At 72.7% G+C, this 25,676-nt stretch carries 23 protein-coding genes; 9 read left to right on the top strand and 14 right to left on the bottom strand.

From position 1 onward, the window contains the following. Positions 1-313: 313 nt before the first annotated feature. Positions 314-1,621: a sensor histidine kinase gene (locus tag EMA17_RS50475; RefSeq protein WP_126643961.1), complete on the bottom strand. Its 1,308-nt coding sequence runs from the start codon at positions 1,619-1,621 to the stop codon at positions 314-316. Positions 1,622-1,992: 371 nt separating this feature from the next. Between EMA17_RS50475 and EMA17_RS50470 the strand changes: the two genes are divergently transcribed. Next, on the top strand, positions 1,993-2,646 hold the full coding sequence (locus EMA17_RS50470) for a hypothetical protein (protein ID WP_126643960.1): 654 nt from the start codon (positions 1,993-1,995) through the stop codon (positions 2,644-2,646). 453 nt (positions 2,647-3,099) lie between these two features. Here the strand turns inward: EMA17_RS50470 and EMA17_RS50465 are convergent, their stop codons facing one another. Further along, positions 3,100-4,593: an amidohydrolase family protein gene (locus tag EMA17_RS50465; RefSeq protein ID WP_126643959.1), complete on the bottom strand. Its 1,494-nt coding sequence runs from the start codon at positions 4,591-4,593 to the stop codon at positions 3,100-3,102. A 190-nt stretch (positions 4,594-4,783) separates the two neighbouring features. Between EMA17_RS50465 and EMA17_RS50460 the strand changes: the two genes are divergently transcribed. Together EMA17_RS50460 and lnt are read left to right on the top strand one after the other, a co-directional pair. Then, positions 4,784-5,179 carry a helix-turn-helix domain-containing protein gene (locus EMA17_RS50460; protein ID WP_281290640.1) on the top strand — a complete coding sequence of 132 codons (396 nt, stop codon included), beginning with the start codon at positions 4,784-4,786 and terminating at the stop codon, positions 5,177-5,179. Between the two features lie 306 nt (positions 5,180-5,485). Continuing rightward, on the top strand, positions 5,486-7,165 hold the full coding sequence (gene lnt / locus EMA17_RS50455; protein ID WP_246127460.1) for an apolipoprotein N-acyltransferase: 1,680 nt from the start codon (positions 5,486-5,488) through the stop codon (positions 7,163-7,165). An 82-nt stretch (positions 7,166-7,247) separates the two neighbouring features. On the opposite strand, the gene EMA17_RS50450 is transcribed toward lnt, so the two are convergent. Beyond that, on the bottom strand, positions 7,248-8,669 hold the full coding sequence (locus EMA17_RS50450) for a lamin tail domain-containing protein (RefSeq protein WP_246127454.1): 1,422 nt from the start codon (positions 8,667-8,669) through the stop codon (positions 7,248-7,250). A 408-nt stretch (positions 8,670-9,077) separates the two neighbouring features. Here EMA17_RS50450 and casB point away from each other — a divergent pair, with 408 nt between their 5' ends. Then, the gene (gene casB / locus EMA17_RS50445; RefSeq protein ID WP_160161886.1) at positions 9,078-9,659 is read left to right on the top strand and encodes a type I-E CRISPR-associated protein Cse2/CasB; all 582 of its coding nucleotides are present in this window, start codon (positions 9,078-9,080) and stop codon (positions 9,657-9,659) included. 92 nt (positions 9,660-9,751) lie between these two features. Continuing rightward, positions 9,752-10,297, top strand: a complete 546-nt coding sequence (locus tag EMA17_RS50440) for an O-acetyl-ADP-ribose deacetylase (RefSeq protein ID WP_126643955.1) — start codon at positions 9,752-9,754, stop codon at positions 10,295-10,297. Here the strand turns inward: EMA17_RS50440 and EMA17_RS50435 are convergent. The 10 genes from EMA17_RS50435 to EMA17_RS50390 form a co-directional block, all read right to left on the bottom strand. After that, the gene (locus tag EMA17_RS50435; protein ID WP_126643954.1) at positions 10,273-11,976 is read right to left on the bottom strand and encodes an ABC transporter ATP-binding protein; all 1,704 of its coding nucleotides are present in this window, start codon (positions 11,974-11,976) and stop codon (positions 10,273-10,275) included. The two genes, EMA17_RS50440 and EMA17_RS50435, sit on opposite strands and share 25 nt — an antisense overlap. Before the next feature lie 79 nt (positions 11,977-12,055). Next, a complete protein-coding gene (locus tag EMA17_RS50430; RefSeq protein ID WP_126643953.1) occupies positions 12,056-13,861 on the bottom strand; it encodes an ABC transporter ATP-binding protein in 1,806 nt (601 codons plus the stop codon). A 76-nt stretch (positions 13,862-13,937) separates the two neighbouring features. Then, entirely contained in the window at positions 13,938-15,017 is a 1,080-nt protein-coding gene (locus EMA17_RS50425; RefSeq protein WP_126643952.1) for an iron-siderophore ABC transporter substrate-binding protein, read from the bottom strand. Positions 15,018-15,085: 68 nt separating this feature from the next. Continuing rightward, on the bottom strand, positions 15,086-16,063 hold the full coding sequence (locus EMA17_RS50420; protein ID WP_281290641.1) for an ABC transporter ATP-binding protein: 978 nt from the start codon (positions 16,061-16,063) through the stop codon (positions 15,086-15,088). 40 nt (positions 16,064-16,103) lie between these two features. Next, positions 16,104-17,186, bottom strand: a complete 1,083-nt coding sequence (locus tag EMA17_RS50415; RefSeq protein ID WP_126643951.1) for a FecCD family ABC transporter permease — start codon at positions 17,184-17,186, stop codon at positions 16,104-16,106. After that, positions 17,183-18,253, bottom strand: coding sequence for a FecCD family ABC transporter permease (locus tag EMA17_RS50410; RefSeq protein WP_126643950.1), 1,071 nt, complete (start codon positions 18,251-18,253; stop codon positions 17,183-17,185). Before EMA17_RS50410 ends, EMA17_RS50415 begins: the two co-directional genes overlap by 4 nt. Before the next feature lie 209 nt (positions 18,254-18,462). After that, the gene (locus EMA17_RS50405; RefSeq protein ID WP_126643949.1) at positions 18,463-19,230 is read right to left on the bottom strand and encodes a hypothetical protein; all 768 of its coding nucleotides are present in this window, start codon (positions 19,228-19,230) and stop codon (positions 18,463-18,465) included. Positions 19,231-19,369: 139 nt separating this feature from the next. Beyond that, positions 19,370-19,699 (bottom strand): hypothetical protein, encoded by a 330-nt coding sequence (locus EMA17_RS55710; RefSeq protein ID WP_218043285.1) that lies wholly within the window; start codon positions 19,697-19,699, stop codon positions 19,370-19,372. Continuing rightward, positions 19,696-20,358, bottom strand: a complete 663-nt coding sequence (locus EMA17_RS50400; protein ID WP_126643948.1) for a thioredoxin-like domain-containing protein — start codon at positions 20,356-20,358, stop codon at positions 19,696-19,698. Before EMA17_RS50400 ends, EMA17_RS55710 begins: the two co-directional genes overlap by 4 nt. Before the next feature lie 279 nt (positions 20,359-20,637). Continuing rightward, a complete protein-coding gene (locus EMA17_RS50390) occupies positions 20,638-20,994 on the bottom strand; it encodes a hypothetical protein (RefSeq protein ID WP_126643947.1) in 357 nt (118 codons plus the stop codon). A gap of 279 nt (positions 20,995-21,273) precedes the next feature. Between EMA17_RS50390 and EMA17_RS50385 the strand changes: the two genes are divergently transcribed. Both EMA17_RS50385 and EMA17_RS50380 read left to right on the top strand, forming a co-directional pair. Next, positions 21,274-21,630, top strand: a complete 357-nt coding sequence (locus EMA17_RS50385; RefSeq protein ID WP_126643946.1) for an ArsR/SmtB family transcription factor — start codon at positions 21,274-21,276, stop codon at positions 21,628-21,630. A gap of 136 nt (positions 21,631-21,766) precedes the next feature. Further along, the gene (locus tag EMA17_RS50380) at positions 21,767-23,164 is read left to right on the top strand and encodes an MFS transporter (RefSeq protein WP_126643970.1); all 1,398 of its coding nucleotides are present in this window, start codon (positions 21,767-21,769) and stop codon (positions 23,162-23,164) included. 15 nt (positions 23,165-23,179) lie between these two features. Here EMA17_RS50380 and EMA17_RS56275 read toward each other — a convergent pair whose 3' ends face one another. After that, positions 23,180-23,869, bottom strand: coding sequence for a DUF4396 domain-containing protein (locus EMA17_RS56275; RefSeq protein ID WP_126643945.1), 690 nt, complete (start codon positions 23,867-23,869; stop codon positions 23,180-23,182). 233 nt (positions 23,870-24,102) lie between these two features. Between EMA17_RS56275 and EMA17_RS50370 the strand changes: the two genes are divergently transcribed. Together EMA17_RS50370 and EMA17_RS50365 are read left to right on the top strand one after the other, a co-directional pair. Next, on the top strand, positions 24,103-24,552 hold the full coding sequence (locus EMA17_RS50370; protein WP_126643944.1) for a DUF6153 family protein: 450 nt from the start codon (positions 24,103-24,105) through the stop codon (positions 24,550-24,552). 104 nt (positions 24,553-24,656) lie between these two features. Then, entirely contained in the window at positions 24,657-25,376 is a 720-nt protein-coding gene (locus EMA17_RS50365) for a DUF305 domain-containing protein (RefSeq protein WP_126643943.1), read from the top strand. Positions 25,377-25,676 lie beyond the last annotated feature (300 nt).

The following is a 25,676-nucleotide window of genomic DNA, read 5'->3' as shown; positions in this document are numbered from 1 at the left end:
GCGGGGCGGCGGTCTGCGCCGCGCCTGCCCGCGGACCGGCACCCGGCGGCGCCGACGGTTCGATGCGGACGGAACTCCCCCGTGTGAGTTCCGGTCGGGCACACCGGGGGACGGCGGCCCCCAGGTACCGACCGCCCACCGGTGTATGCGAACGACGGTAGGCAACCGATGCGCGTCCGAGCGTCACACGCTCGGTGGGGATTCGGGGGGTACCAGGGGTGGAGAGGCGGGAAACGAGGGTCAACCAGCGTGGTAGGCGAACCGGGGCGCTCCGGGGCATATCCGTCGCGCTCCCGGCGGTCGGGTGTTCCGGTCACACCCGTTCGGCCGCGCCGGTCGGGGCCTTCGGCGGCAGCGGCACGCTCGCGAACACCCGGAACCCGCCGCCCGGGCACGGGCCGACCTCCAGCGTCCCGCCGTGCAGCGCCACCCGCTCCCGCATGCCCGTCAGGCCGTAGCCGCCGACCACGCCGGTCGCGGGGATGTTGCCCGCGCCGTCGTCGAGCACCTCGATCAGGACGCGATCGGGCAGATGCCGCACCTCGACGCACGTGCGCGCGTTGCCCGCGTGTTTGCGGGTGTTGGTCAGCGCCTCCTGGACGATCCGATACAGCGTCAGACCCGTGGCCGGGGGCAGCGGTTCACGCTCGCCGAGTTCGCGGTACTCCACCGGGAGGCCGGCCGCGCGGGACTCGATGATCAGTCCGTCGATGTCGTCCATCCCGGGCTGGGGTTCGGAGGGCGCCTGCTCGGGACCGTCGTCGCTGCGCAGTACGCCGAGCAGTTGGCGCATCTCGCGCAGTGCGGAGCGGCCGGACGACTCCAGGGTGAACAGCGCTTCCCGGGCGGTGTCGGGGTCGCGGTCGAGGGTGGCCCGGGCGCCGCCGGACATCAGGTACATCGTGGTGATGTGGTGCGCGACGATGTCGTGCAACTCCCGGGCGATCCGCCGGCGTTCCTCGGTGACGGCCCGATCGGCGAGCAACCGGCGGTTGAGCTCGACCTGGCCCTGCCACTTGGCGGTGCCGAGCCCGACCCCCACGACCAGAAGGGTGGCCAGCAGGTCGGCGCCGACCATCTGGACGAACGTCTCGGAGTCGTACGCGTCGCGCAGGACCTGGACCGAGAACGCCCCGACGCCGGCGATCCAGAGATCGCGAGTGCTGCCGAAGCGGGCCACGGTGTACAGCGCGACCAAGAGGGCGCCGCCGAAGGAGTGGGTGGTGGCGGTGGTCAGGACGACCAGGCACATCTGGATGACGACGACCCCGGCGAGCACGCGCATCGGGTGCCGCCGTCGCGCCGGCAGGATCGCGGCGGCGGCCAGGGCCAGCACGATGCCGAGCGGTACCCGCCTGGGTTCCATGCCTTCGTCGGGGGCGAGATAGGCGAGGGCGTCGATGGCGCCCGCGACCAGCGTGACGATCAGGTTCGCGCGGTGCCGCAGGAGGAAGGCGATCGCCCGGTTCGCCCGGAGACGGCGCCACGCGGTGACGCCGGACCTCGGCACGACGACGCGGCGCGTCGGTGCGCGTGGATCGAGCCTCGGATCACGCTCCGTCGCGCGAAGCGGGGCGGCGGGCGTCGGCGCGAGGGCCGCCAGGCCGTGATCGGACCCCATGCTCGGGTCTCCTTCGATGGCGAGTGGATGGTGAGCGGTGGGTGGGGGCGGGGTCGAGGGCGCGAGTATGGAGCTTCCGTTCCATTTCACCGCCTTCGGCGGCCTTGTCGGGCCGTTCGGCAGACGATCTCGACCCGGGACCGGAGTCCCGATCCGATGCCTGCCCGGGACCGAGGTCCGGGGTGGGACTCATCCCTGAGGTGGACGCCGGACATCGGGCGGCGGTGGATCGGGGTCGAGCGCTCGATCGGAGCCGGACGAGGCGGGACGGGGTCGCGCCGGCACCGGGGCGGGCTCCTCCCGGGTCGTCCCGGCATCGCCCCGGCGTCGTTTCGGTGCCCGCCGAAGCATCCCCGGGTCACGATGGCCGCATGACGTCGCGAAACCACGCCCTGTTGACCGATCCCGCCCACACCATGCCGGTCGTCCCCGCCGCGCCACCCGCGGGTGTCGCGTGGCTGCGGGCCGGCGTCGCCCGGTTCAGCGACGGTGCCGTGCACCGGCGGCGGCGTGCCCTGGTGGTCGCCGACCTGGACCGGATCGATCCGCGACGCCTCCGGGAGTCTGCCGCGCGGGACGGCCGCGGGCCGGTCGAGGTGTTGGCCGAGGCGCTCGGCCTGCCCGGCGAACTCGCCGCGAGCATCGCCGCCGACGTCGCGGTGGTGGCGACGGCCTACCAGCCGCATACCGCGATCACCGCCGAGGCGGACCGGGCCGTGGTGCGCCTGGTCCGGGTGTGCGGCGGCGTGGCCGACGAGGCCACCGCCAACCGCATCGGCCTGCTCGTCCAGGCGTGCGACGCGACCAAGGCCCTGGTCGCGCACCTGGCGTCCGGACGCACCGACCCCCCGGTCCCGCGCACCCGCCGGGTGGCCCCGGACGGGACCACGGTCGAGATCGACCTCACCGAGGCCCCCTTCGGCCTGGGCCCACACGCATGCCCCGCCCACACCCACGCCCATTCCCTGGCCTCGGGCCTACTCGAAGCGGCCACCCCCCAACCCACCGGCCCCAACCCCACCTGACCCGACGGCGCGTCAGCGCGATCGACGCGCGAAGCGCGGAGAGCGGCGGAGCGAAGCGGTGGTGCCTCGCGTGCCGGCGATGGCGCGTCAGCGCCCCCGACCCTGACTGCCCACGCGATCGACGCGCGAAGCGCGGAGAGCGGCGGAGCCGCAGAACTTGGGTCGGGTGACCCGGAGCGAAGCGGAGGGGCACCCGACCCCGAGCGAGGGGCCGCTTTTCTGCGGCGGAGCGAAGCGGGGGAGCAGAAAAGTGGTCCCTCGCGAGCCGGCGCGAAGCGCCCAACAAACAGCCCCCGCACACGACCGCCGCTCCCCCTCGCGTTCACCCCGCGCCCCGGCCCTGCGACCGCGCGACCCGGCCCTGCGACCGCGCGACCCGGCCCCGCGCCCCCGCGCCCCGGCCCCGCGACCCGGCCCCGCGCCCCCGCGCCCCCGCGCCCCGCCCCCGCGACCTCAAGCCCGTACCGGCCGCCCCGGCAAGGCGTCGAGGCACAAAGTGCCGTCCTGGACCACCGGCACGCCGCCGACCAGCACGTGCGCGAAGCCCAGCGAAGGCCGCGTGCTGTGCTCGTACGTCGCCCGGTCGGTGACCGTGTCCGCGTCGAAGACGATCAGGTCCGCGTCGCAGCCGGGTTGCACGCGGCCCTTGCGGCGCATCGCGGGCACGCTGTCCTGGAGGATCCGCGCGGGCCCGAAGCTGCTTCGGGAGACCGCTTCCAGGAGGGTGAGCGCGCCGAGTTCGCGGACGTAGCGCCGCAACACCTTGGCGAACGTGCCCGAGGTGCGCGGGTGGGTGACCGCCGTCGGGGGCAACGGCCAGGCCAGCGGGTCGGGCCGGCCGTTCGTCCAGGTCAGCGGCATCGCGTCGGAGCCGACCACGGTCGACGGGTGGAGCAGGGCCCGGTCGATGAGGCTCTGTTCGAACGGGTCGGCCTCGTTGAGGAAGTGCGCGATGGCCAGGCCCGCCGGGTCCTCGGCCCGCACCTCGCGCAGCCGTTCCGCGTTCGCCATGCGCTCGCCGGTGGCGGCGTGGACGATGCCGTCGGGGGTGAGCCCGGTGGCCGCCAGCAATTCGGGCGCGAGGAAGGCGGCGCCGATGGCGGTCATGCCCGCGCCGTACGGGTAGGCCTCGGTGGAGATCCGGCCGCCCTCGGCGCGGGTGTCGTCCATCAGCCGCATGACCTTGTCGCTGTGCAGCCGCGAGGTCGAGGTGATGTGGCAGTAGTGCGCGTGTACGCCGGTCTCCGCCGCGGCGCGGGCGATCTCGTGCGCGCCGTCGATCGGGACGTCCGGGAACTGCTCGACCAGATCTCGGGCGTGCGTGTAGGTGGGGCGGCCCGATTCGGCGGCCAGGCGGGAGACCGCCAGGTACTCCTCCGGCTTGACCCGCGGCGCGTAGCCGACCACGACGCCGATCCCGAGGGCGCCGGCGGCCAGGTCGAGGCGGAGGAGTTCGAGCATCTCGTCGACCTGGGTCCCGGTGGCCTCGCGCTGCCAGGCGGGATTGCCGAGCAGGCCGAGGGCGGCGTGCATGCCGCCGCCGTGCGGGAGGCCGCCGACGGCCGCCATCCGGGCCTGGCACCACGACGCGGAGAAGCCGTAGTTGAGCGGTCGGCCCTCGGCGGCGGCCTGGCGGTAGCCCTCGTCGACGGGCGAGAGGCCGGCCTCGAGTTCGAGCGCGGTGGTGACGCCGTCCATGGCCTGGAGTCGATGGCCGGCCACGTCGTGCGAGTGGCTGTGCATGTCGATGAAGCCGGGCGCGACCACGAGGCCGCGCACGTCGAGCGTGCGCCGGCCGACCAGCGGGCGCGCGGACACCGCGGTGATGGTGCCGCCGGTCACCCCCACGTCGGCGAGTGCGTCGTGCCCGGTCTCGGGGTCGAGTACCCGACCACCGCGCAGCACGAGGTCGTGGGTCTGGGACGGTGGCCCGGCGGTTCGCGTCATGGCCACACGCTAGGAAGCCGCCGGGTGTGGGGCGTTGTCCGCGACGCCGAAATCTCCCGCACGGCTTCGTGGCCGAGCACAAGGCGGGCCGGCCCGGAGCCGGTCGGCCTCGGGCCTGCCCGGTTGGGTCCGGCGGTTGAATGTTCGATTCAGTGGTTGCTTGATTCAGTGCGTGCTGTAACGTCTACGCGTGCATACGTACGAAGAGGACGGGCCGGCCGTCGTGGTGGACGCCGCCGCGCTGGCCCGGGTGGGGACCGCGCTCGCGGACGAGAGCCGGCGCCGGTTGTTGCTGGCGCTGTTGGCGGCGCCCGCGTACCCGTCGGAACTGGCCGAGCGGCTGGGGCTGACCCGGGGGAACGTGTCCAACCACCTCTCGCGCCTGCGGGACTGCGGGCTGGTGCGCGCGGTCGCGGTGGGCCGCCGAGTGCGGTACGAGCCGGTCGACCCCAAACTGGCCCACGCGCTCGCCGGCCTCGCGGCCCTCCTGCCTCCGGCGGATCACGACGGGGGAGAGGCGAACCGGGATCGTGCGATCGACGATGCCGACGACGCGGCGATACCCGAGGGGGTGCTCCGTGGCTGAGACGCATGCCGGCAGCGCCCGCCGGGACGTTCCCCGCCGGGCCCCGGGGTCGTTCCGGGCCGGCGCCTCCTCCGGACGGGTTCGGGTCCGGCTCGGCGTGGGTGTTGTCGTTGGTCGGCTCGCCTGCCCGTTTGTTCAGTTCGTTCCGCGGATCGCCCTACGCGCCGCCCCGAGTTCAGCCGAGGAGACGCCGATGTCGGTTCCGGTCGGGAAGGTTCCACTGCCCGTGTTCGACAGGGTTTTCGACGACGGATGCTCGTTGTTCGCCGCCGTCGGTCGCCCGGAGCCGCGGGGCGGGTGGGCGGCATGACGGCGGTTGTCGTGCAGGTTCGGGGGCGGGTGCAGCGGCGGTTGCGAACCTGGGCCGGGGCGATCATGGCGGCCTCCGGTGGACTGTTGCTCGCGCTCGCGTTTCCGCCGGTCGGGTTGTGGCCCGCCGCGGCCGTCGGGCCGGCGCTGTTGTTGGCCGCCATTCGGCATCGGCGGGCCAAGGTGGCGTTCCGGCTCGGCACGCTGTTCGGACTGACCTTCTTCGTCCCGCTGCTGTGGTGGCTGACCAACCTGGGCGTACTGCCGTGGCTGGCGCTGAGTGTGGCCCAGGCGTTGTTGCTCGGGCTGCTGTGCTGCGTCGTGCCGACCTTCGCCCGGCTGCCCGGGTGGCCGCTGTGGGCGGCCTGCTGGTGGGTGACCACGGAGGCGGTGCGCTCGCGGGTCCCGCTCGGCGGCTTTCCGTGGGGGCGGCTCGGCTTCAGCCAGGCCGACGCGCCGACCCTGGGCTGGGCCTCCGTGGCCGGCGCCCCCGGTGTGAGTGCCGTCGTCGCGCTGACCGCCGCCTTCCTGGCCGCGCTGCTCACCGCGCCCCGCGCGCACCGTGTCCGCTTCGGCGCGGGCCTCGTGGTGGCCGGCGCGCTCGCGTCGAGCGGGGTGTTCCTGCTGCCGAGTACGCACGGCGACCGCACCGCGAAGGTGGCCGTCGTCCAGGGCAACGTGCCGCGCGCCCGCAACATGGAGGAGCAGGCCCGGGTCCAGCAGGTCGCGGAGAACCACATCGCCGCCACCCGCGAGCTGGCCCGCGACATCAAGCTCGGCAAGGCCCCGCAACCCGACCTGGTCCTGTGGCCCGAGAACGCCACCGACCGCGACCCGCGCACCGACGTCGGCCTGCGCGAGGGCATCTCGCTCGCCGCCCGCGAGGTCGGCGCGCCGATCGTGGTGGGCGCCATCCTCGACGCCTCCCACGACCGGATCCGCAACACCAGCCTGTTGTGGTTCCCCGACACCGGCCCGGGTCGCTACTACGCGAAGCAGCAGCTCGTGCCGTTCGGCGAGTACATCCCGCTGCGCGACCTGATCGGCGGGCTGGGCGACCTCCAGCTGATCCCGCGCGACTTCGTCGCCGGCTCGGGACCGGTGCGGCTGGACGTCGGCCCGATCCACCTGGCCTCCTCGATCTGCTACGAGGTCGCCTACGACGGCCAGGTCCGCGGCGCGGTCCGCACCGGCGCCAACCTCCTCGCCGTACCCACCAACAACGCCACCTACATGCGCAACGGCAGCCTCGCCGAGCCGAAGCAGCAGTTGGCCATGTCCCGGCTGCGCGCCGTCGAACACGGCCGGTCCGTACTGGTCGCCTCCACCACCGGGATCAGCGCGGTCATCGCCCCCGACGGCACGATCGTGAAGTCCAGCGACCCGTGGACGCGCACGGTGCTCAACGCGACCGTGCCGCTGCGCAGCGAGACCACCCTGGCCACCCGGCTGGGCGAACTCCCCGAGGGCGGGCTGGTGTTGATCGCCGTGGCGGCGATGGCCGAGGGCATCCGCCGCACCCGGCGCGACCGGCGCGACGGGTCCCCCGCGGCGGCGACCGCCGGTGACGACGCGCCGCCGACGGACGCCGGCGCGGACTCGGCGACCGCGCCCGCCGCCGACACCGCGTCGGTCCCCTCCGCCGTCGCCCCGGAGGGTGCGTCCGGGGAGCGCTGAACCCGCCGACGGCGCGGGGCGGGTGGTCTCGGTACGAAGAGGTACCGAGAGGCCACCCGCCCCGCGCCGCATCCCGTGTCGGCTACGGCGTGCAGTTCAGCGTGCCCGCCCGCAGCGCGTGGCCGCCGTCGTTGTCGTCGTCGGACCAGACGACCGGCTTGCGGCCGGACACGCAGGCCGTCTGCGGGGCGATGGCGAAGCCCTCGTTGTTGTAGTCGGACAACCCCGAGGGTCGGTTGTACCGGGCGGTGATCGCGAACCGGCCCTGGGCGTCGATGCCGAGGGTGGTGCTCCGGCCCTGGCAGGTGTTGTCGCAGACCGCCCACAGCCGACCGGTCGCCGGCTCGAACTGCAGCTCCATCACCGCCGGGAAGCCGCTCGCGAAGGTGGCGACCCGGTGATATCCGCCGCCGGTCCGGTCGAGCGCGTAGGCGTACACCGTGCCGTTGGCCTCCAGGCCGACGAAGAACAACCCGCTGCCGTGGTCGGGGTAGGCGGCCGGGTCGTAGGCCGCGCCGGTGTGTTCGTCCCGGAAGCCGTGTCCGGTGAGGAAGGTGTCGGGGATCCAGGTGATGCCCTCCAGGCCGCTGTTGGCGTCCACCGCGGGCAGGTCGGCGGTCAGGTTCCACTCGGCGGTCGCGTTCAGTGCGCCGGCCGTCGAGGAGGTGTCGAAGCGGGCGATCTTCGGCAGGCTGACGTCGCTGTCGTCGTTGTCGCGCTCGGTGGCGACGAACAGTCCGTCGGGGGTGAAGGTCACCCCCTCCGCGTCGAGATCGCCGGTGCCGTCGCGGTAGTTCAGCGCCTTGCCCGAGGCCCAGCCGCCGGCCGGATCCGGCCGCCACTTGCCGCCGGTGTCCGGCACGAGGCGGTACAGCGTGCCCGGACCGTTCTTCACCGCCCACAACACGCCGGCGTCCTGGAAGGAGAGGCCGCTGAGGTTGGTGCCGAACACGTTCGAGCCGTCGGCGACGGTGACGGTGCCGGCGCCGGGCCACGCGGCCCACGAGGCGGCGCACGAGTTCGGCGCGCCCTTGGTCGGCGCGGCGGTGGTGGCGAACGATCCGGTGCCGTCGGCGCAGCGGCCGTACGTCGTGGTGGCGTGCGTGGTCCACTTGTACGAGTCGACGAGGGTGGTGCCGCCGGGCCCGAACAGCCGGGCGGAGTCGGAGCTGCCGAGACCGAAGGACGTCTCGACGTCGAGCGCCAGGTAGCCGCCGGCGGGCAGCGAGGTACCGGCGGCGATCGGGTAGGTGTGCGAGTCGTCGTTGTCCTTGACGACCCACCCGGACAGGTCCGCCGCGGCCGAACCGGTGTTGACCAACTCGACCCAGTCGCCCGGGGTGCCGCCGTTCGACTCGACCTCGTTGATCCGAACGACGGCCTGTCCGGCGGTCTGCGGCTGTGTCTGCGGCTGTGTCTGCGCGGGTGTCCGCGGCTGCGCGGACGCCGGCGCGCCCGAGAGTCCCAGGGCGACGAACGACAGGGCGGCTACGACGAGTTGCACTCTTCCAGGCAAACGCTTTCGCACGATGGCCAGTCCTTTGCTCGGGGATCGGCGGCGAGCGGCGCACTCGCCCTCGGATCGAAGCATGGGGCACACCGACGGCGCCACGCTGAACACCTCACGAACGCCGTGCGAAGCACACCGGGCGGGCGTCCGGCGCGGCGGCGCCGGGACTTCGGGGGTGATGCCGGCCCCGGAGGCGGGCGGGCCCGGGGCGCGCGGTGGTTTCGGGTACGCCCGTCCGTCACAAAACGGCGCTCCGGTTCGTCATAACGGTGATGGAGCGGGACCGCCCGGACGGGCGCGTCCCGGTCCGTTCCGATGGATGACCGCACCCGCCCACCCCGGCGCCCGTCCGGGCGTCGACCCCGAGGAATCGATCATGCGCCTCACGACGAATCGACCACGATGACCGCGCCGCCGATACCGCGCGTCTCCGCGTATTGGGCGCCGTGGGAGCACGCGTTGCATACGTTCCTGGCGCGGGTCCACGGTGATCGCCGGTTGGCCGCCCGATTCCTGCCGGCCGCGGCGTCCGACCCGCCCGTGCCCGCCGTGGAGGCGATCACCGTCCATCTGCCCGTCACCCTCGAACGCCGCCTGGCCACCCGGGCCGTGCGACACGCGATCGCCCTGTACGCGGTGCACCAGGGCTCCCTCGCCGGCGGTCTGCACCGCCCGGACGGCACCTCGATCGGCGCGGCCTGCCGGGACCTGGCCCGACTGATCGCGCCCGACCACACCCTGGTGCAACGCCGCGAACGCACCCGCTTCGACGACGCGGTCGAGGCCGAGACCCTGGACGAACTGGCCACCGGCCTGCACCCGTTGATGGCCGAACTGGGCCGCCGCCGGATCGCCTTGGACCATGTCCGCCTGGCCAAGGACCTGCTGTGGTGGGAAACCCCCGTCGGTCGCCGCTACACCCGAAACCGCTGGGAGGAGGATTTCCACGACCTGACCCCCCGACCCCCGCACCACGACGGCTGATCGCCGGCACGTCGCACGGCTCCGGCCAACTCGCCCGCCGCCCGGTCGACTTCCGGATCCGTCGCCCGGAAGATCGCCGGCATGATCGGGGCATGACCGTGATCGAGATCGTGCAGGGTGACATCACGCTCCAGGACACGGACGCCGTCGTGACCGCGGCGAACGAGTCGTTGATGGGTGGCGGCGGCGTGGACGGCGCGATCCACCGGGCGGCGGGTCCACGGCTCGCGGCGGCGGGGGCCGAGATCGGGCCGTGCGATCCGGGCGACGCGATGGCGACGCCGGCCTTCGACCTGTATCCGCCGGTGCGCCACGTGATCCACACCGTGGGGCCGGTCTGGGAGGGCGGTGACTTCGGCGAGGCCGAGATCCTGGCCTCGTGCTACCGGCGCTGCCTCGAGGTCGCGGACGAATTGGGCGTGCGGAGCCTGGCGTTCCCGGCGATCGCCACCGGAGTGTACGGATTTCCGGCCGAGGCGGCCGCGCGGATCGCGGTGGCGACCGTCGTGGGGGCGTCGAGTGCCGTCGAGCGGGTGCGGCTGGTGGCGTTCGACCGCGAAGGGCGGGACGTGCTGGAGGCGGCGCTCGCCTCGCTACGGCCGCCGGCCGGGTCTCACCTCGATACCGCCGCTCGGTAGGTCTCGTTGCCGGCCAGCAGGTTGCGATGTGTGTCCTCGGCGACGATCGTGCCCTCGTCCAGCATCAGGACCCGGTCCGCGGCGTCCAAGAACGCCGGGCTGCTCGTGATCACCACCGTGGTCCGGCCCCGACGCAGGGTGGCGATGTTGCGGGCGATCAGTTGCTCCGTGACGGCGTCGACGGCGGTCGTCGGGTCGGGCAGGACCAGGATCTCGGCGTCGGCCGCCAACGCGCGGGCCAGGGACAGCCGTTGCCGCTGGCCGCCGGAGAGGTTGGCGCCGCGGTCGCGGACGGCGTGGTCGAGTCCGTCACGGTGCAGGGCGACGACGTCGGTGAGCATGGACGCCTCGACGGCCTCCGCGAGCGGCCGCCCCCCGCCCGACGGGTCGATGTTGCTGCGGAGGGTGCCCGCGAAGATCTCCGCGTTGCCGGGGTTCACCAGCATGTGCGCGCGGATCGTGTCGACCGACAGGTCGGCGATCGGGGTGCCGCCGAGGCGCACGGTGCCCCGATACGCGTCGTGCGGGACGCGTGCGGCCAGGAGCGCCACGAGATCGGCCGCCGCGCCCGGTCGGCGCGCGACCACGGCCACGAACTCGCCGGGCCGCACCCGGAAGGACAGTTCGCGCAGCGATCCGTACCGGACCGACTCGACGTCGAGACCGCCTCCGGTGACCGGGGGCTCCTCCGCCGGCGGCGGCACGACCGGGGGCGCGGCGAGCACCAGCGCCATACGCTCGGCCGACGCGCGCGCGATCATCACGTACTTGGGCATGTTCGAGCAGAGCCGGAGCGGTTCCACGATGAACTGCGCCAGGCCGACGGCCATCACCAGCGTGCCGATGCCGATCCGACCCTCGAACGCCAGCCAGCCCGCGGTCAGCGTCACGGCGGTGGCCGGCACGGCGTTCAGGGCCTGCGCCGTGCCCGCGTACGCGCCGTTGACCCTCGCGACCGCGATCGCCTGGCGCCGGGCCGCCGAGCTGACCCCCCGATACGAGGCGAACGCCGCGTGGTTGCCGCCGAAACCGTGCAGCGGGCGCAATCCGGTGATCAGGTCGGCGACTTTCGCGCCGGCCCGTGCGACGTGGGCCTGCTGCTCGCGGGTGCCGGCGTCGATCCGCTTGGACAGCACGCTCATCACCGCCAGGATCGCGGCGGTCCCGACGATCACCAACAGGCCGAGCGGCACGCTGGCCAGGCCCAGGGCGATCGCCGCGACGAGCACCGCGACCAGGGAGCCGATCAGCACCGGGATCACCTCGACGAGGTCGGCGGTCTGATCGGCGTCGTCGGTGGCGATGGTCAGCACCTCGCCCGACTTGAGGTCGCCGCCCCCGGCCACGGGTCGCAGTCCGCGGGCCGCCACCTGCACGCGCCAGTGGTGTGCTTCGGTGGTGTTGGCCTTCTGCAACACCCGCATGCCGAACCGCCACGACAGCGAGACGGTCGTGCTGATCACGGCCAGCGCGACGATCGCCAGGGCGAGTGGTGCGAGGCCGCGATCACGCAGCGCGTGTTCGACGATCAGACCCAGCGCGATGGGGAAGGCGGTCTCGCCGGCCTGGTACATGCCCATGAGGACGGTGCCTCGGGCCATGGCGCCGACGTTGCGGCGCAGGGTGGCCCGGACGATGTCGGGCCCGGTGAGGGGCCGCGGGCTTTCGGGTGTGGTCATCGGGGGGCCGTGCGTCTCTTCCGGCGAACGTGGATGTGGACGTGGGCGGGCGGGGCCGATGGCGCGAGGCGGACGGCGGTCACCGCGCGGGGCCTTCGGCGGTGTCGGCGCCTTCGCGCCACGCCTGCCACAGCCGCGCGTATCGACCGTCGAGGGCGATCAACTCCTCGTGGGAGCCCTCTTCCACGACCCGCCCCGCCTCCAGGACGGCGACGCGATCCGCCGCGGCCGCCTGGGTCAGCCGGTGGGCCACCAGGAGAGTGGTCCGGCCCGCGCACGCCGCCAGTACGGCGCGTTCCAACTCGGCCGCGTGGGTGCTGCCGGCCTCCGCGGTGGATTCGTCCAGCACCACGACCGGGGTTCGGCGCAGCGTCAACCTGGCCAGCGCGATGCGGGCGACCTCCGTGACGTCCGGCCGCCGGCCGCCTTCGCCGACGTCGGTGTGCAGACCTTCGGGGAGTGCGTACACCCATGTGTCGGCGCCGACGGTACGCAGCGCGGCGAGCAGTTCGGCGTCGGTGGCGTCCGGCGCGGCCAGGCGCAGGTCGTCGGCAAGCGGTCCGGAGAACACATGCGTCTCCTGGGTGAGGATGCCGACGAGGGAGCGGGCCCCGGCCTCGTCCAGGTCGGCGAGGTCGGTCGTGCCGATGTGCACCGACCCGGACAGCGGGGTGCCGATGCCCGCGATCAACGCGGCCAGGGTCGACTTGCCCGCGCCGCTCGCCCCGACCAGGGCGAGCGAACCACCGGCCGGGATCGTCAGGTCGACGTCGCGCAACACCGGCCGGTCGCCGTCGGGGTAGGCGAACGTCAGTCCTCGGACGGTCACCGATCGGGGTTCGTCGCCGGCGGCGGGCACGGCGGGGTCGCCGACGAGTCGGTCCGGGGTGCTCTCGCCCAGTACGCCGACCAGCCGGGTCAGGCTCGCCCCCGACTTCTGTGCCTCGTCGAAGGTGAACATGATGGATCCGAGCGGCACGAACAACTGGTGGAACAGTATCGGGGCGGCGGCCACTTCGCCGAGGCTCGCGGCGTCCGCCTCCAGGAGGGCGTAGCCGACCAGGACGATCAGGGTCAGTCCGATGAACTCGGCGCGGTTCTCCCTGCCGACGAATCGGCCGAAGAGCCGGAACACGTCGATGCCCAGGTCGCGCACGCGCCGCGAACTGCTGTCGACCTGCTCGCGAAAGGTCGCTTCGAGGCGGAACGCCCGGACCGTGTCGATCCCGTGCAGGCCGCTGATCAGCGCCTGCGCACGCTCCGCCTGGGCGCTCCGCTGCCGCCGGTACAGCGGTGCGGAACGCGGGAGGTACCAGCGCAGCGCGAACGCGTACGCCGGAAGGGCGCCGGCGCCGGCGAGGCCGAGCCGCCAGTCGAGCCCGAACATGCCGGCGGTGGCGATGACGACCAGCACGCCGGCGGAGAACACCGTGGGGACGGCCACGCGAATGCCCTTGGACAGCACGGCCACGTCGTCGCCGACCCTGGAGAGCACGTCGCCGCGGCCGACCTGTTCGATTCGGGTGCCGGGCATGCCCAGTACCGCGCGCACCGCGCCCTCGCGCAGTCGGGCGAGCAGGTCGGCGCCCAGCCGTCCGATCAGGTGGGTGGACACCGCGGTGGCCGCCGCGCCGAGCAGCGCGGCGGCCACCAGCCAGGCCCCGATCACGACCAGGGTCGAGCGTGGTTCGCCCGCGACGACGGCGTCGACCACACGACCCAGGAGCAGTACCGGGACCACGTGCAGGGCCGCCGCGGCGACCATGGTGAACACGGTGGCCGCAGCCGGCCACGGCCGGCGCCGGAGGTGCGCCACCACCCACCGGGTCGCCTCGCGCCCGGAGGCGGTGTGCAACGCCGGCGCGGGTATGCCGGGAGTGTTCACGCGCCGGCCGCCGGGGCCGGGTGGCGAGGGGGCGCGTGGGTCGGCGCGGCGAGCGCGGGGGGAGTCGCCATGACGGTCAGCCGATCGACTTGGCGGTCTCGTCGATGGCGTAGGGCAGGGACAGCAGGGTGGCCTGCGACATCGCGGCGCCGACCGCCGGGCCCTCGCTGTCGAGCAGGTACGACACCTTGCCGTTCTTGACGGCGGGCAGGTTGGTGAACAGCGGGTAGTTCTTCAGCGCGTTGATGTCGGCCTGGTCGTTGATCACGAAGATGCGGTCGACGTTGATCAGGTCGACCCGCTCGGGCGACAGCGGTACATAGAACTTGCCGTCGGCGAGCCGGTCGATCTCCGGCACACCCTGGAAGCCCATCCCGGTGAGCAGTTGGCCGCGTACGTCGGTGGTGGTGAACGGCGCGAGCGAGTCCTTGTACCAGGAGACCGCGACGGCCTTTTGGTTGGTGAACTCCGGGCGGGTGGTGCGAAGTGTGTCCAGTTTGGTGCGGATGTCCTGTACCAGCCGGGCGCCTTCGTCGGCTTTGCCCAGGGTCTTGGCGATGTGCAGCGCGTTGTCCTGCCAGGGTGCGCTGAACGGTTCCTTCTCGCCCTTGGTGCGACCGACCGTCGGGGCGAGCTTGGAGAGCTTGTCGTACGCGGCCTGGTCGATCTCGGAGTAGACGGCGATGATCAGGTCCGGGCGCAACTGGGCGATCTTCTCGTAGTTGGGGCCGGAGTCCCCGTTCTTCATCACGACTTCGGGGCGGGCGCCGCCCCACTTGTCCTTCGTCCAGGGCCACTGGGTGTTGATGTCGGGGGTGGTCCCGGGCGGGTTCGGATACTGGTCGACCATGCCGACCGGCTTGTAGCCGAGGGCCAGGACCGCCTGGTCGTCGGTGTAGCCGACGGTGACGATGCGCTGCGGCGCCTTGCGTATCGTCGTCGACCCGAACGCGTGCTCCACGGTGGTCGGGAAGGCCCCTGCGGCGGCCGGCGGCGGGGTGTTGCCGGCGGCAGCGCCGTCGGCCTTCCCGTCCGCCTTGTCGTCGGCCTTGTCGGAGCCGCAGCCGGCGAGGAGGCCGATGCCGAGGGCCGCGGCGGAGGCTGTCGCCGCCAGGCGTTGCCAGGGCTTCGTGCGCGTGGTTCCGGGGAGGTGCATGAGGGTTTCCTTGGTCGCAGACGTGCGCTCACCCCGACTTAGGGCAGGCTAACCTTACTTGATCGGGGTCAGGCGGGGTCCGCCGTGTGGCGATCCTCATGTGCGGCGTCATCGGCCCGCGCGTCCGCCCGTGCTTCCGCCGGTACCTCGGCCCGGACCTCGGCCCGGACCTCGGCCCCGGCTTCCGCCCGGACGTGGGCGCGGCCGATCGGCACGACGAGCGGTCGGTCGCCGACCGGGTCGTCGATCACCGTCGCGGTCAACCCGAAGGCCTCGCGCAGCAGTTCGGCGCTGATCACGTCGCGGGGGTGTCCCTGGGCCAGGATCGCGCCCGCCCGCATCACGACGAGGTTGTCGCTGTATCGCGCCGCCAGGTTGAGGTCGTGCAGCACCATGACCACCGTGCGGCCCGCCTCGTGCAGGTCGTCCACCAGGTCGAGGACGTCGATCGCGTGCGCCAGGTCGAGGTAGGTGGTCGGCTCGTCCAGGAGCAGCAGGTCGGTTCCCTGGGCCAGGGTCATCGAGATCCACACGCGTTGGCGCTGCCCGCCGGACAGCGAGTCGACCGCGCGGTCGGCCAGGTCGGCCACGCCGGTCATGGCGAGTGCGCGCTCGACGACCGAGGCATCGTCGGACGACCACTGGCGCAGCCAACTCTGGTGCGGATGACGGCCCTTGGCGACCAGATCCGCCACCGTCAGCCCCTCCGGCGCGATCGGCGCCTGGGGCAGCAGGCCGAGCTTCTTCGCCACGTCACGGGTCCTGAGCCCGGCGATGTCCTCGCCGTCCAGCACGACCGCGCCCCGCGTCGGCTTGAGCAGCCGCGAAAGGGTGCGCAGCAGCGTCGACTTGCCGCAGCCGTTGGGGCCGATGATCGTGGTCACCAGGCCCGGCGGGATCACCACGTCGAGGCCGTCGATGACCGTCGCGCCGCCGTAGCCGACGGTGATCCCGTCGGCCGTCAGGCGCGGGATCCGGTCGACCCCGGACGCCGTCCCGGCTTCGCTCCCGGCCTCGCGTCCGGCTTCGTTCCCGGCCTCGGTCATGCGCTGCGCGACCACGAACACCCCTCGGATTGCCTGTCCATTACGCCCGCTGCCGGAGGTTCGCCCGTACCAGCAGGTACACGAGGAAGGGGCCGCCGACGGCGGCCGTGACCACGCCCACGGGCAGCGTGACCGGCAGCGCGGTGCGCGCGACCAGGTCCGCGCCGATGAGCAGCAGCGCCCCCAGCACGCCCGACGCCGCCAACGGGGGCGTCGGGGTCCCGACCAGTCGCATCGCCACCTGGGGCGCCACCAGCGCGACGAACGGAACGGGTCCCGCCGCGCTCACCGCGGCACCGGCGAGCAGGACCGCGCACAGCAGAAGTACCGCGCGTACGGCGACATATCGCACGCCCAGGCCGGCGGCGACCTCGTCGCCCAAGTGCATCGGCTTGAACTGGAAGGCGATCGCCACCACGACGAGCATCAGCACGAGCGTGCACCAGAAGGCCACGCGGACCTCGTCCCACGAGCGGTTGTCGAGCGAGCCGACCAACCACGCCTGGGCCCTGGCCACGTCGCGGATGTCGGCGGTGGCCAGCAGCCAGGTCGTGACCGCCTGCGTCACCGCGTTCGCCGAGATGCCGATGAGGATGAGCCGCAGTCCGTCGATGCCCCGGCGCCAGGCCAGGGCGTACACGAGCAGACCGGTCCCGAGCCCGCCCGCGAGCGCCGCGGTGGACAGTCCCACGGAGCCGGCGATCGCCGCGGACGCCCCGCCCGACACCGTCACCAGGAAAACCGCGACCGCGCTCGCGCCGCCGGTGATGCCCAGAACGTCCGGACTGGCCAGCGGATTTCGGGCGAGCGACTGGGTGAGCGCCCCGGAGACCCCCAGGGCGATGCCCACGATCAGGCCCGCCAGGGCCCTCGGCATGCGCAGGTCCATGATCACGAACTCGTCGACCGCGTCGCCCCGGCCGAGGATCGTCGCGATCACCCGGTCCAGTCCGAGCCGGAAGTCGCCGACGGCGATGGACACGCAGAACATCAGGAAGGTCGCCGCGGCCAGCGACAGCGTCACCAGGACGACGCGCGGTCGCCAGACGAACGACACCTGGCCGAACCGCACCCCGGGTCGGGTCGTGGGGCGGGTCGGGGGGTCGACCTCCGTGCCGCTCACAGGCCCTTGATCCTTCCGCGCCACACCAGAACCGCGAAGGACGGGGCGCCGAGCACGGCCACCAGCACACCCGCGTCCAACTCCCCGGGCCGCACCACGACGCGTCCCACGATGTCGCAGGCCAGCAGGACGAGCGCGCCGAGCAGGCCCGCGTAGGGCACCAGCCAGCGATAGTCCGGGCCGGTCAGGTATCGGGCCACGTGGGCCACCATGAGACCGAGGAAGGCGATCGGGCCGCACGCCGCCGTCGCCGCTCCCGCGAGGACGGTGACGGCGACGATGCCGATGACGCGGGTGCGCACGATGTCGACCCCCAGGCCCCTGGCCACGTCGTCGCCCAGGCCGAGGAGGTTGAGCGCGGGCAACGTGGCGAGCGCCGCCGTCGATCCGAGCGCGACGAGCCCGGCCACCGGCCAGATCACGTCGAACCCGACGCCGGCCACCGAGCCCGCGTTCCAGAAGCGCAGCGCGTCCATCGCCGCCTTGTCCGACAACGACACCGCGGTCGTCATCGCGGCGAGGAAGACCGTGACCCCCTGGCCGGCCAGTGCCAGGGTCAGCGGATCACCCGCTCCCCGCCCGATGCTCGCCAGTCCGAACACCACGGCGCCGGCGACACCGGCCCCGGCGACGGCGAACCACACGTACTGCGTCGGCTCGGCGAACCCGAACACGGCGATGGCCGTCGCGACGGCGAACGACGCGCCGGCATTGACCCCCACCAACCCCGTGTCCGCGATCGGGTTGCGCGTGTACCCCTGGATCAACGCGCCGCCGACGCCCAGCGCGATGCCCGCCACGATCGCGAGGACCGTACGCGGGAGGCGCACGGTCTGCACGATGAGCCGGATCTCGTTGCGCCGCTGGTCGGGGTCCGATGCCGCGAACAGGCCGTGCCACACCTCGGAGGGACTCAGCGCCCGCGCGCCGACGGCCAGGGACGCCACCGTCGCGAGCAGGAGCGCGGCGAGGAGCACGCACAGTCCGACCAGTCGTCGCCGACGTACGTCCGCGGTGGCGGGCGCGGGGCGCGCGGGCGCGGTTTCGCGAAGGGTGACGCCCGTCATGCCGGCCACCCGTCGGGAACCGACCATGCGTCAGGAACACCCCGTGACATGCCACTCCCGTCGTGCTGCGGCGGTCACCCGCCGGGCATGCGGCGACTCCCGGGGATGGGCGCATCGATAGAGCGGCACGCCGAAGATTTAGGTAAGCCTAAGCTGACTTCGGCGATCTTGTCGAGCACCCCGGGGCTCGCCCCGACCGAGGTGGGGCGCTACCCGATGTACGGGCGGCGGATCGTCGCCGGCCAAGGGCGGCGGGGGAAGGGGGTGGGATCCGGGGTGGGGTCTATCGCGAAGACGCTGCGGCCGGAGGTGGCTTCGCCGATGCCGCCGCGTTTGATGACGCGATAGTGGATCTCGGCGCTGCTGCCCTCGCAGGCGCGTACCCGGTCCAGGGGGATCTGCGCCGAGCCGTCGCCCCGTGCCTGTTCGACGGTGAAGCGGGTCTCGAACGGCTCGACGCCGGACGATCGTGGGGTCCAGGTGACGACGACGGTGTCGCCGCTGTCGACCGGGACGTCGTCGTACGGCACGGTGACGGTCGCGCCACGCGCGTCGAGTCGGTCCAGGCTGATGTGTCCGTTGCTCGCCTCGGTGACGTCGGCGAAGTCGAGCAACGGCGGGTATTCGCTGACGCATTCGACGACGGCGCCGCTGGGCGCCTCCAGGGTTCTGCCGTCCGGTTTGATCAGTCGGTAGGTCACCCGCACGGCGGCGCCCGCGCTCCAGCAGACCTTGGCGTGCGGGAGGGTGACATATACCGCGCCGACCCCCGCGACGGCGGTGTGTACCTCGAACACCCCGATGAGGGTGGGGGATTGCGGCGCCCAGGTCACCACGAGGCCGTCGCCGGGCCCGCACACCGCCGCCGGGGCGGTGATCCGCACGGTCAGGTCCCGCCGCCCGTGTCGATCGAGGTCGACGCGATCGTCGACGGCGTCACACACATGCGGCGGCGCCAACAGCTCGCAAACGGACATGGTGAACGTCCCTTCCACGAACGAAGATCACACGTCGGCCACTTCGCAGCGTAACCAGGAAAGCATCCGGTAACACCTCGTTGCCGGGATGAAGATGCCAGGTCGAGATCTTGGGTGGGGTCGGGGCGTTGCCGGGTCGTCACTCGCGTGTTCTCGTGTCCCGGGAGGGTTCGTGGGCCGCGCCGGTGACGGCGCCGGTGTCGGTGCCGGTGCCGGTGATGGCATCGATGTCGGCATCGGTGTTCGTGTCGGCATCGGTGTCGGTATCGGTGTTCGTGTCGGCACCGGTTGTCGGCGCTGTTGTCGATGTCACCGCCGTCGACGTCGTTGTCGCCGCCGTGCGGTCGCGGGCGTCCATCAGGGCGCGTTCGCGGCGGTCGGCGTCGAGGATCGCGCGGATGAGGTAGGCGAAGCCGAAGGCGACCACCAGGAACGGGGTGAGTTCGACGACCGCGCCGAGCGCCTTCACCTGCTCACCCCGCCGCTGCACGGTGCGCCGGGTTCGGGCGATTGTGGTCCCTCCCGGTACGTCTTCAGGAACTCGTCCAGGCGCGGGTCGCCGACGTCGGTCAGCGGCAGTTGTATGCCCCAGGCACTGGCGACCACCGGCGACGGGAGGTCCGGGACGGGGCTCAGGATCACGTACGACGCCTTGGCCTTGGCCGTCAGCAGGGCGAGCCGGTCGGCGGGCAGGTCCGGGCGGTAGGTGAGCCATACCGCGCCGTGTTCGAGCGAGTGCACCGCGTTGCGGGCCGGGACGGGTTGGGTGTACGTGCCGCAGTTCAGCCACACCGGATCGTGTTGTCCCCCGACGGGCGGCACCTGTTCGTAGCGGATCTCCCGCTTGGCCTCGTGGCCCTGGGACGCGGTGTAGGTGGTGACCCCCCGGATCGGGGAGGAGATTCCGGCGGCGGACTTCACCTCGGCGACGAGCGCGCCGCCGCTCGAACCGGCCGTGCCGGCGCGGTTGTTCGCGTCCTCGTTGCTCCGCGACACGACGACGGCCAGGGCCGCGATCACACCGGTGGCGAGCAGCGTCACGACGCTCCTGACCGCGAGGGTTCGGCGACGCTGCGCTCGGCGCTGCCGGTCGCGTTCGGCGGCGACACGGCGGCGGGTCTCGGCCATTTTGGCGGCTCGTTCGGCTTTCGACTGCTTTTTGGAGGGCTTGTTGGAGTATTTGCCGGGTTGGTTTCCCGGTTGGTTCTCCCGTTGGCTTCCCTGTTGGTTTTCCGGTTGGTTTTCCGGTTGGTTCGGTTCGCTCGGCTTGTTCTTGTCGGCTGCGGACGGGTGGGGCCGGTCCTGCTGGTCCATGGGTGTCCCTCGGGCGTCTCGGTGACATCGACGACGGATCCCGCTCGCCGGGGCGCGCCGGTGTCGCGGCGCGGGCGAGTCGGGTGGTCGTGGTCAGGTCCGACTGACGCACAACTCCCGGGTGTCGGGCGGATCCCGGGGGACGGTCGAGGGCGGGACGGTGAGGCGAGTCGTGTCCGCCGTCGTGGTGTCGAGACCGTCGGAGACGAGGGACGATCGGGGCGGGACGACGGGGCCGCCGGTCAGTACGGCCGCGCAATGGCGGTCCCCGGGACGGCAGTCGGCGCCGAGCGCGCCGTGCGGGGAACCCGGATCCGGATGTCCGGCCGGTTCGGCGGCCATCGCGGCGGGGGCGCCGAGGGTCGGGATCGGTACGGCGGTCGCCTCGTTCGCGCCGGACGTCCCGACCGTCGCGCACGCCACGAGCAGGAGCAGGAGCAGCGGAATCACCCGACGGAGCCCGCGGCCACGGCTGCGGCCGCGGCCGGCGAGGTCCCCCGTGACGAGCTTCCCAACAGCGAGCTTCCCAACGGCGGGCTTCCCTGCTGCGAACTTCCCTACTGCGGAGGAACGACCCATGCGCGGACCCCTCCGTCCCGAATCGCGACCGCTGTTTCGCTCGAGCGGTCAGCCTACCTCCTACGCATCGTAGGAGGTATGGCGGCGGCCCCGTCGCGGGGGAGTCGTGGCCTTCGGTCGCGGCTCCGGGATTCGCCCTACGATGTGCGCATGAGTACGGGCGAACGACACGCAGGTGCCTCGATGACGCAGGAGTCGGCCGCCGGTGAACGCCTGGAGGTCGCCGCTTCGGTCCTGGCCCTGCTCGCGGACCGCACCCGGCTCGCCCTGCTCGATCGGCTCGGCCGGGGCGAGGCCGACGTCACCACGCTGACCCGGGACTGCGCCGCACCGCGCCCCTCCGTCAGCCAGCACCTCGCCAAGCTGCGGCTGGCCGGTCTCGTCACGGCCCGCAAGGACGGGCGCCGCGTCGTCTACTCGCTGCGCCACGGGCATCTGCGGCGGCTGGTGGACGAGGCGCTCCAGGTGGCCGATCACACGATCGGCGAACTGCCGCCGCACGATTGACGCGTGTGCGGGCCCTGGGCCGGGCCTGCCTCCGGTGGGATTCGATTCGTGAAGATCAACGCGTGCATGTGTACGCACATGATGAGTACGCTGGTCTCGCCGCTCGACGCCGCCGAACGGGACGAGGCCGATGCCGATGCTTGCCGTATTACGAAATCGCACCTATCGCCGTCTGTTCACCGCGCAAATCGTCGCGCTCGTGGGTACGGGTCTGGCCACGGTCGCCCTGAGCCTGCTCGCCTACGACATCGCGGGGGCGGACGCCTCCGTCGTGCTGGGCACGGCGCTCGCGATCAAGATGGTCGCGTATGTCGCGATCTCGCCCGCCGCCGGCGCGCTCGCGCATCGGGTCTCCCGTCGGGGACTGCTGGCCGCGATGGACCTCGTCCGCGCCTTCGTGGCGCTGGCACTGCCGTTCGTCACCCAGGTGTGGCAGATCTACGTGTTGATCCTGCTGCTCCAGGGCGCGTCGGCGATCTTCACGCCCACGTTCCAGGCCGGCATCCCCGAACTCCTGCCCGAGGAGGGCGAGTACACGGCCGCCCTGTCGATGTCTCGGCTCGCCTACGACCTGGAGAGCCTGTTCAGCCCGGCGTTGGCCGCGCTGCTGCTCCAACTGGTCTCGTATCACTGGCTGTTCGCCGGCACGACGGTGGGCTTCGTCGCCTCGGCCGCCCTGGTCGTCTCGGTCGTGTTGCCTCGGCCGGCGCCGGCGCCGGCGCCGTCCCCGTCGGCACCGGTGGAGCGGGAGCGGGTGGAGGGTGTGCGGGGTCGGTATGCGCGGGCGGGCCTCGGGTTCCGGTTGTTCCGGGAGACGCCGGGGTTGCGGGCGCTGTTGGCGCTTGATCTGGCGGTCGCGGCGGCGAGTGCGATCGTCTTCGTGAATACGGTCGTTCTGGTTCGGGAGCACTTCGGGCGGAGTGCGGGTGCGGTGTCGCTGGCCCTGGGCGCGTATGGCGGGGGTTCGATGGTGGCGGCCCTGCTGTTGCCGCGCCTGCTGCGCCGCTTTGCGGATCGCGGCGTGATGTCGGCCGCGGCCTGCGCGCTTCCGGTGGTGCTGGCCGCCGTCGCGGGGATTACGGCGGCGGCGCCGAACACGCTGTCCTGGGTGCTGCTTCTGGTCGCGTGGGCGGCGATCGGCGCGGCGTGTTCGCTGGTGCTCACCCCGGCCGGGCGGGTGATTCGGCGGTCGGCGGGGGCCGTGGACCTGCCCGCCGCGTTCGCCGCCCAGTTCTCCCTGTCCCACGGGTGCTGGCTGGTGACCTATCCGCTCGCCGGATGGTTGGCGGCCGGTGCGGGTCTGCCGGTCACCGCGGTGGTGCTGGGCGGTATCGCCCTGGCGGGCGTGGCCGGCGCGGCGGCGTGTCGACCTCGTCGTGGGCATGCCGAACTCGTACACGTGCACCGCGACTTGCCCGCCGACCATCCGCACCTGGCCGATGCGGTGCCCTCGGCCGGCGGGTGGCGGCACCGGCACGCCTATGTGATCGACCGGCACCACCACCGGCCCGACGCGCTGTCGGAGCGCGCCTGAGGGGGCTCGGCTCGGTCAGTGGTACGCGTGCACGACCGCGTGGCCCTTGCCGCGGGCGATCAGCCAACGGTTGACCGGGACGGTGATCACGAAGGCGACGGCGAACGACAGCGCGAGACTGGCCCAGAAGAGGAGGTCGCCGAGTCCGGCGTGCATCGCGCCGGGCACGAGCATCATCACGCTGTTGTCCATCACCTCCATGACGATGATCGACACGGTGTCGGCGGCGAGCGCGACCTTGACGGCTCGGCGCAGGTCGACGCCCGCACGCAGTACGCCGCGCATGGTGAGGCCGTACCCGAAGACGAACGCGAGGACGACGGCGGTGATGATCGTCGCGAGGTTCGACCAGCCGAGGGCGGTGCCGATGATCATGCCCAGGACCTCGCCGATGGCGCAGCCGGTCAGGCAGTGCAGCGTGGCCATGGCCGCCATCTTCCAGGAGGCGGGGCCTTCGGTGGCATCGTGGGGGTGGTGATGGTGGGCGGCGTGGTGGGGGTGGGGTGACTGGTTGCCGTGGTCCGCGTGGTCCGCGTGGTCGCCGTGGCTTCCGTGCTCCCTGTGCTCCTCGGGCTTCCCGTGATTGCCGCCGTCGCCGCTGTCGCCGCCGTGGCTGTGGCCGTGGTCGTGGCCGCCGGGTGTGGGCTCGGAGTGGTGATGCTCCGAGTGTTCGTGTCCGGTGGGTGGTTCGTGGCGTGTGGTCATGAATGTCTCTCCCGTGTGTACTTGCGGCGCGACAGCGCCCGGCGAGTTTACGGGGTGGGGGTATGCATGACCAGAAGATCATTTCATCGGTCCCCATTCATCGATGTGTTGCTCCAGGGCCTAGTCTGGATACCAACGTGGGGTATGGACGGCGCGAGGCGGAGGGTGGGTACGTGGCGGCGCGGACGGTGGGAGCGGTGGCACGCGCGCCGCGTGGCACCGACCGTGTCCTCGTGCGCGGCCTGCTCCTGGTGCTGCTGACGCTCGGCGTCATGGGCATGCACACGCTGGGCCATCCGGCGTCGGCGGCCGCGCCGGGGTCGGCGCCCGGATCCGCCTCGGTCGCGCCGGCCGATCCCGCCGCCGCCTCCACGGCCGTGGACCCGGTCGACGCGGGCGGCGGCGCGATGCGGCCGATGGCGCCGGGCCGGCACGGCGGTTGCCCGGACGGCGACTGCTCCGCCGGCGGCGGCCCGCACCACGGTTCCGACCCGACCACGATCTGCCTGGCCGTGCTGCTCGCGGGCCTCGGCGTCGTGGTGGCCGCCCTGGCCGTACTCGCCCTGCGTCGCGCCCGAACCCGGCGCCGACGCCGGCCGCGGGCCCGACTGGCGGCGTTCGTACTGGGGTTGCCGCCACCGGCGACACCCGACCTTGCCCTCCTGCGAGTGCTGCGTATATAGGCCGCTGCCCGGTCCCGGGCCCCGGCCGGGGACTTCGCGCCCTGTTCCGCATCGCCGAGCCCGCCCGTAAGGGCGGGCCGCGCACTCCCAGGAGAAGCAAGACGATGAAGCGATCCACCCGTAGCTGTACCCGTAGCCGTACCGGTACCCGTACCCGCTCCCTTGCCCTGACCGCCGCCGTGTTGTCCGGCGCGCTCGTCCTCGCCGCGTGCGGCAGCGACGACAAGGACAAGTCCTCGGCGAAGGCGTCCACTTCGGCACCCGCGCCGGCTGCGGCGTCCGCCCCGGCCTCCGCCTCGGCCTCGGCTCCGGCGTCGGCGGGTGCGTTCAACGACGCGGATGTGATGTTCGCGCAGATGATGATTCCGCACCACGAGCAGGCCGTGGAGATGGCCAAGGAGGCACCGGCCAAGGGGGCCGACCCCGAGGTGAAGAAGCTCGCCGCGACGATCGAGGCGGCGCAGGCCCCGGAGATCAAGCTGATGAAGGGCTGGCTCACCACGTGGGGCAAGCCGACCTCGGCTCCGGGCGGCATGAACCATGGCGGCGGCATGATGTCCGAGGCGGACATGACCATGTTCAAGGCGTCCACCGGCGCCGACTTCGACCGGCGGTTCCTCACCATGATGATCGAACACCACAACGGGGCGATCGCCATGGCGGAGACGGAACTCGCCCAGGGCGTCGATCCCGCCGCGCGTAAGTTGGCCGAGCAGATCAAGAGTTCGCAGGCGACCGAGGTGCAGCAGATGCGGCAACTGCTCACCACCAAGGGCGGCGGTGCCGCGCCGAGTTCGCCGTCGATGCCCGGCATGAACCACTAGCCGGCTTCGAACGCCGCCGCCCTCCCTCCGCCGCCGATTCCCCACGCGGCGAGGGACGGCGGCGGCCCGCGCACCCCACAACGCCGGCCCCGCCGACCCTGGCGGGGTCCGGCGCGGGGCCGGTCCAGCGCGGGGCATGGGCCCCTGCGGCGTTCGGGGCTCGGAGGTTTGGGTTTCCGGCAAGGTGGGTGCGTTGCTCGGCGAAAACCGGCCGGCAGCGGGGCGGGGAGGGTGGTCGGGTCGGGTTCTTCGGGTGCCTTGCGGAGGGGGTCGGGCGCTCTTGACGGGCGTTGCGTTTGT

This window comes from Embleya hyalina, assembly GCF_003967355.1.
GTDB classification, from domain to species: Bacteria; Actinomycetota; Actinomycetes; order Streptomycetales; family Streptomycetaceae; genus Embleya; species Embleya hyalina.
This window is presented reverse-complemented; position numbering and strand designations above follow the sequence as displayed.

Excerpts from the sequence above, each read along its gene's own strand:
- EMA17_RS50435 (WP_126643954.1), bottom strand. The coding sequence starts at position 11,976 with ATGACCACACCCGAAAGCCCGCGGCCCCTCACCGGGCCCGACATCGTC.
- EMA17_RS50425 (WP_126643952.1), bottom strand. The coding sequence starts at position 15,017 with ATGCACCTCCCCGGAACCACGCGCACGAAGCCCTGGCAACGCCTGGCG.
- casB (WP_160161886.1), top strand. The coding sequence starts at position 9,078 with ATGACCGCGCCGCCGATACCGCGCGTCTCCGCGTATTGGGCGCCGTGG.
- EMA17_RS50385 (WP_126643946.1), top strand. The coding sequence starts at position 21,274 with ATGAGTACGGGCGAACGACACGCAGGTGCCTCGATGACGCAGGAGTCG.
- EMA17_RS50410 (WP_126643950.1), bottom strand. The coding sequence starts at position 18,253 with ATGACGGGCGTCACCCTTCGCGAAACCGCGCCCGCGCGCCCCGCGCCC.
- EMA17_RS50470 (WP_126643960.1), top strand. The coding sequence starts at position 1,993 with ATGACGTCGCGAAACCACGCCCTGTTGACCGATCCCGCCCACACCATG.
- EMA17_RS56275 (WP_126643945.1), bottom strand. The coding sequence starts at position 23,869 with ATGACCACACGCCACGAACCACCCACCGGACACGAACACTCGGAGCAT.
- EMA17_RS50440 (WP_126643955.1), top strand. The coding sequence starts at position 9,752 with ATGACCGTGATCGAGATCGTGCAGGGTGACATCACGCTCCAGGACACG.
- EMA17_RS50420 (WP_281290641.1), bottom strand. The coding sequence starts at position 16,063 with ATGACCGAGGCCGGGAACGAAGCCGGACGCGAGGCCGGGAGCGAAGCC.
- EMA17_RS50380 (WP_126643970.1), top strand. The coding sequence starts at position 21,767 with ATGCTTGCCGTATTACGAAATCGCACCTATCGCCGTCTGTTCACCGCG.
- EMA17_RS50365 (WP_126643943.1), top strand. The coding sequence starts at position 24,657 with ATGAAGCGATCCACCCGTAGCTGTACCCGTAGCCGTACCGGTACCCGT.
- EMA17_RS50465 (WP_126643959.1), bottom strand. The coding sequence starts at position 4,593 with ATGACGCGAACCGCCGGGCCACCGTCCCAGACCCACGACCTCGTGCTG.
- EMA17_RS50405 (WP_126643949.1), bottom strand. The coding sequence starts at position 19,230 with ATGTCCGTTTGCGAGCTGTTGGCGCCGCCGCATGTGTGTGACGCCGTC.
- lnt (WP_246127460.1), top strand. The coding sequence starts at position 5,486 with ATGACGGCGGTTGTCGTGCAGGTTCGGGGGCGGGTGCAGCGGCGGTTG.
- EMA17_RS50475 (WP_126643961.1), bottom strand. The coding sequence starts at position 1,621 with ATGGGGTCCGATCACGGCCTGGCGGCCCTCGCGCCGACGCCCGCCGCC.
- EMA17_RS50400 (WP_126643948.1), bottom strand. The coding sequence starts at position 20,358 with ATGGCCGAGACCCGCCGCCGTGTCGCCGCCGAACGCGACCGGCAGCGC.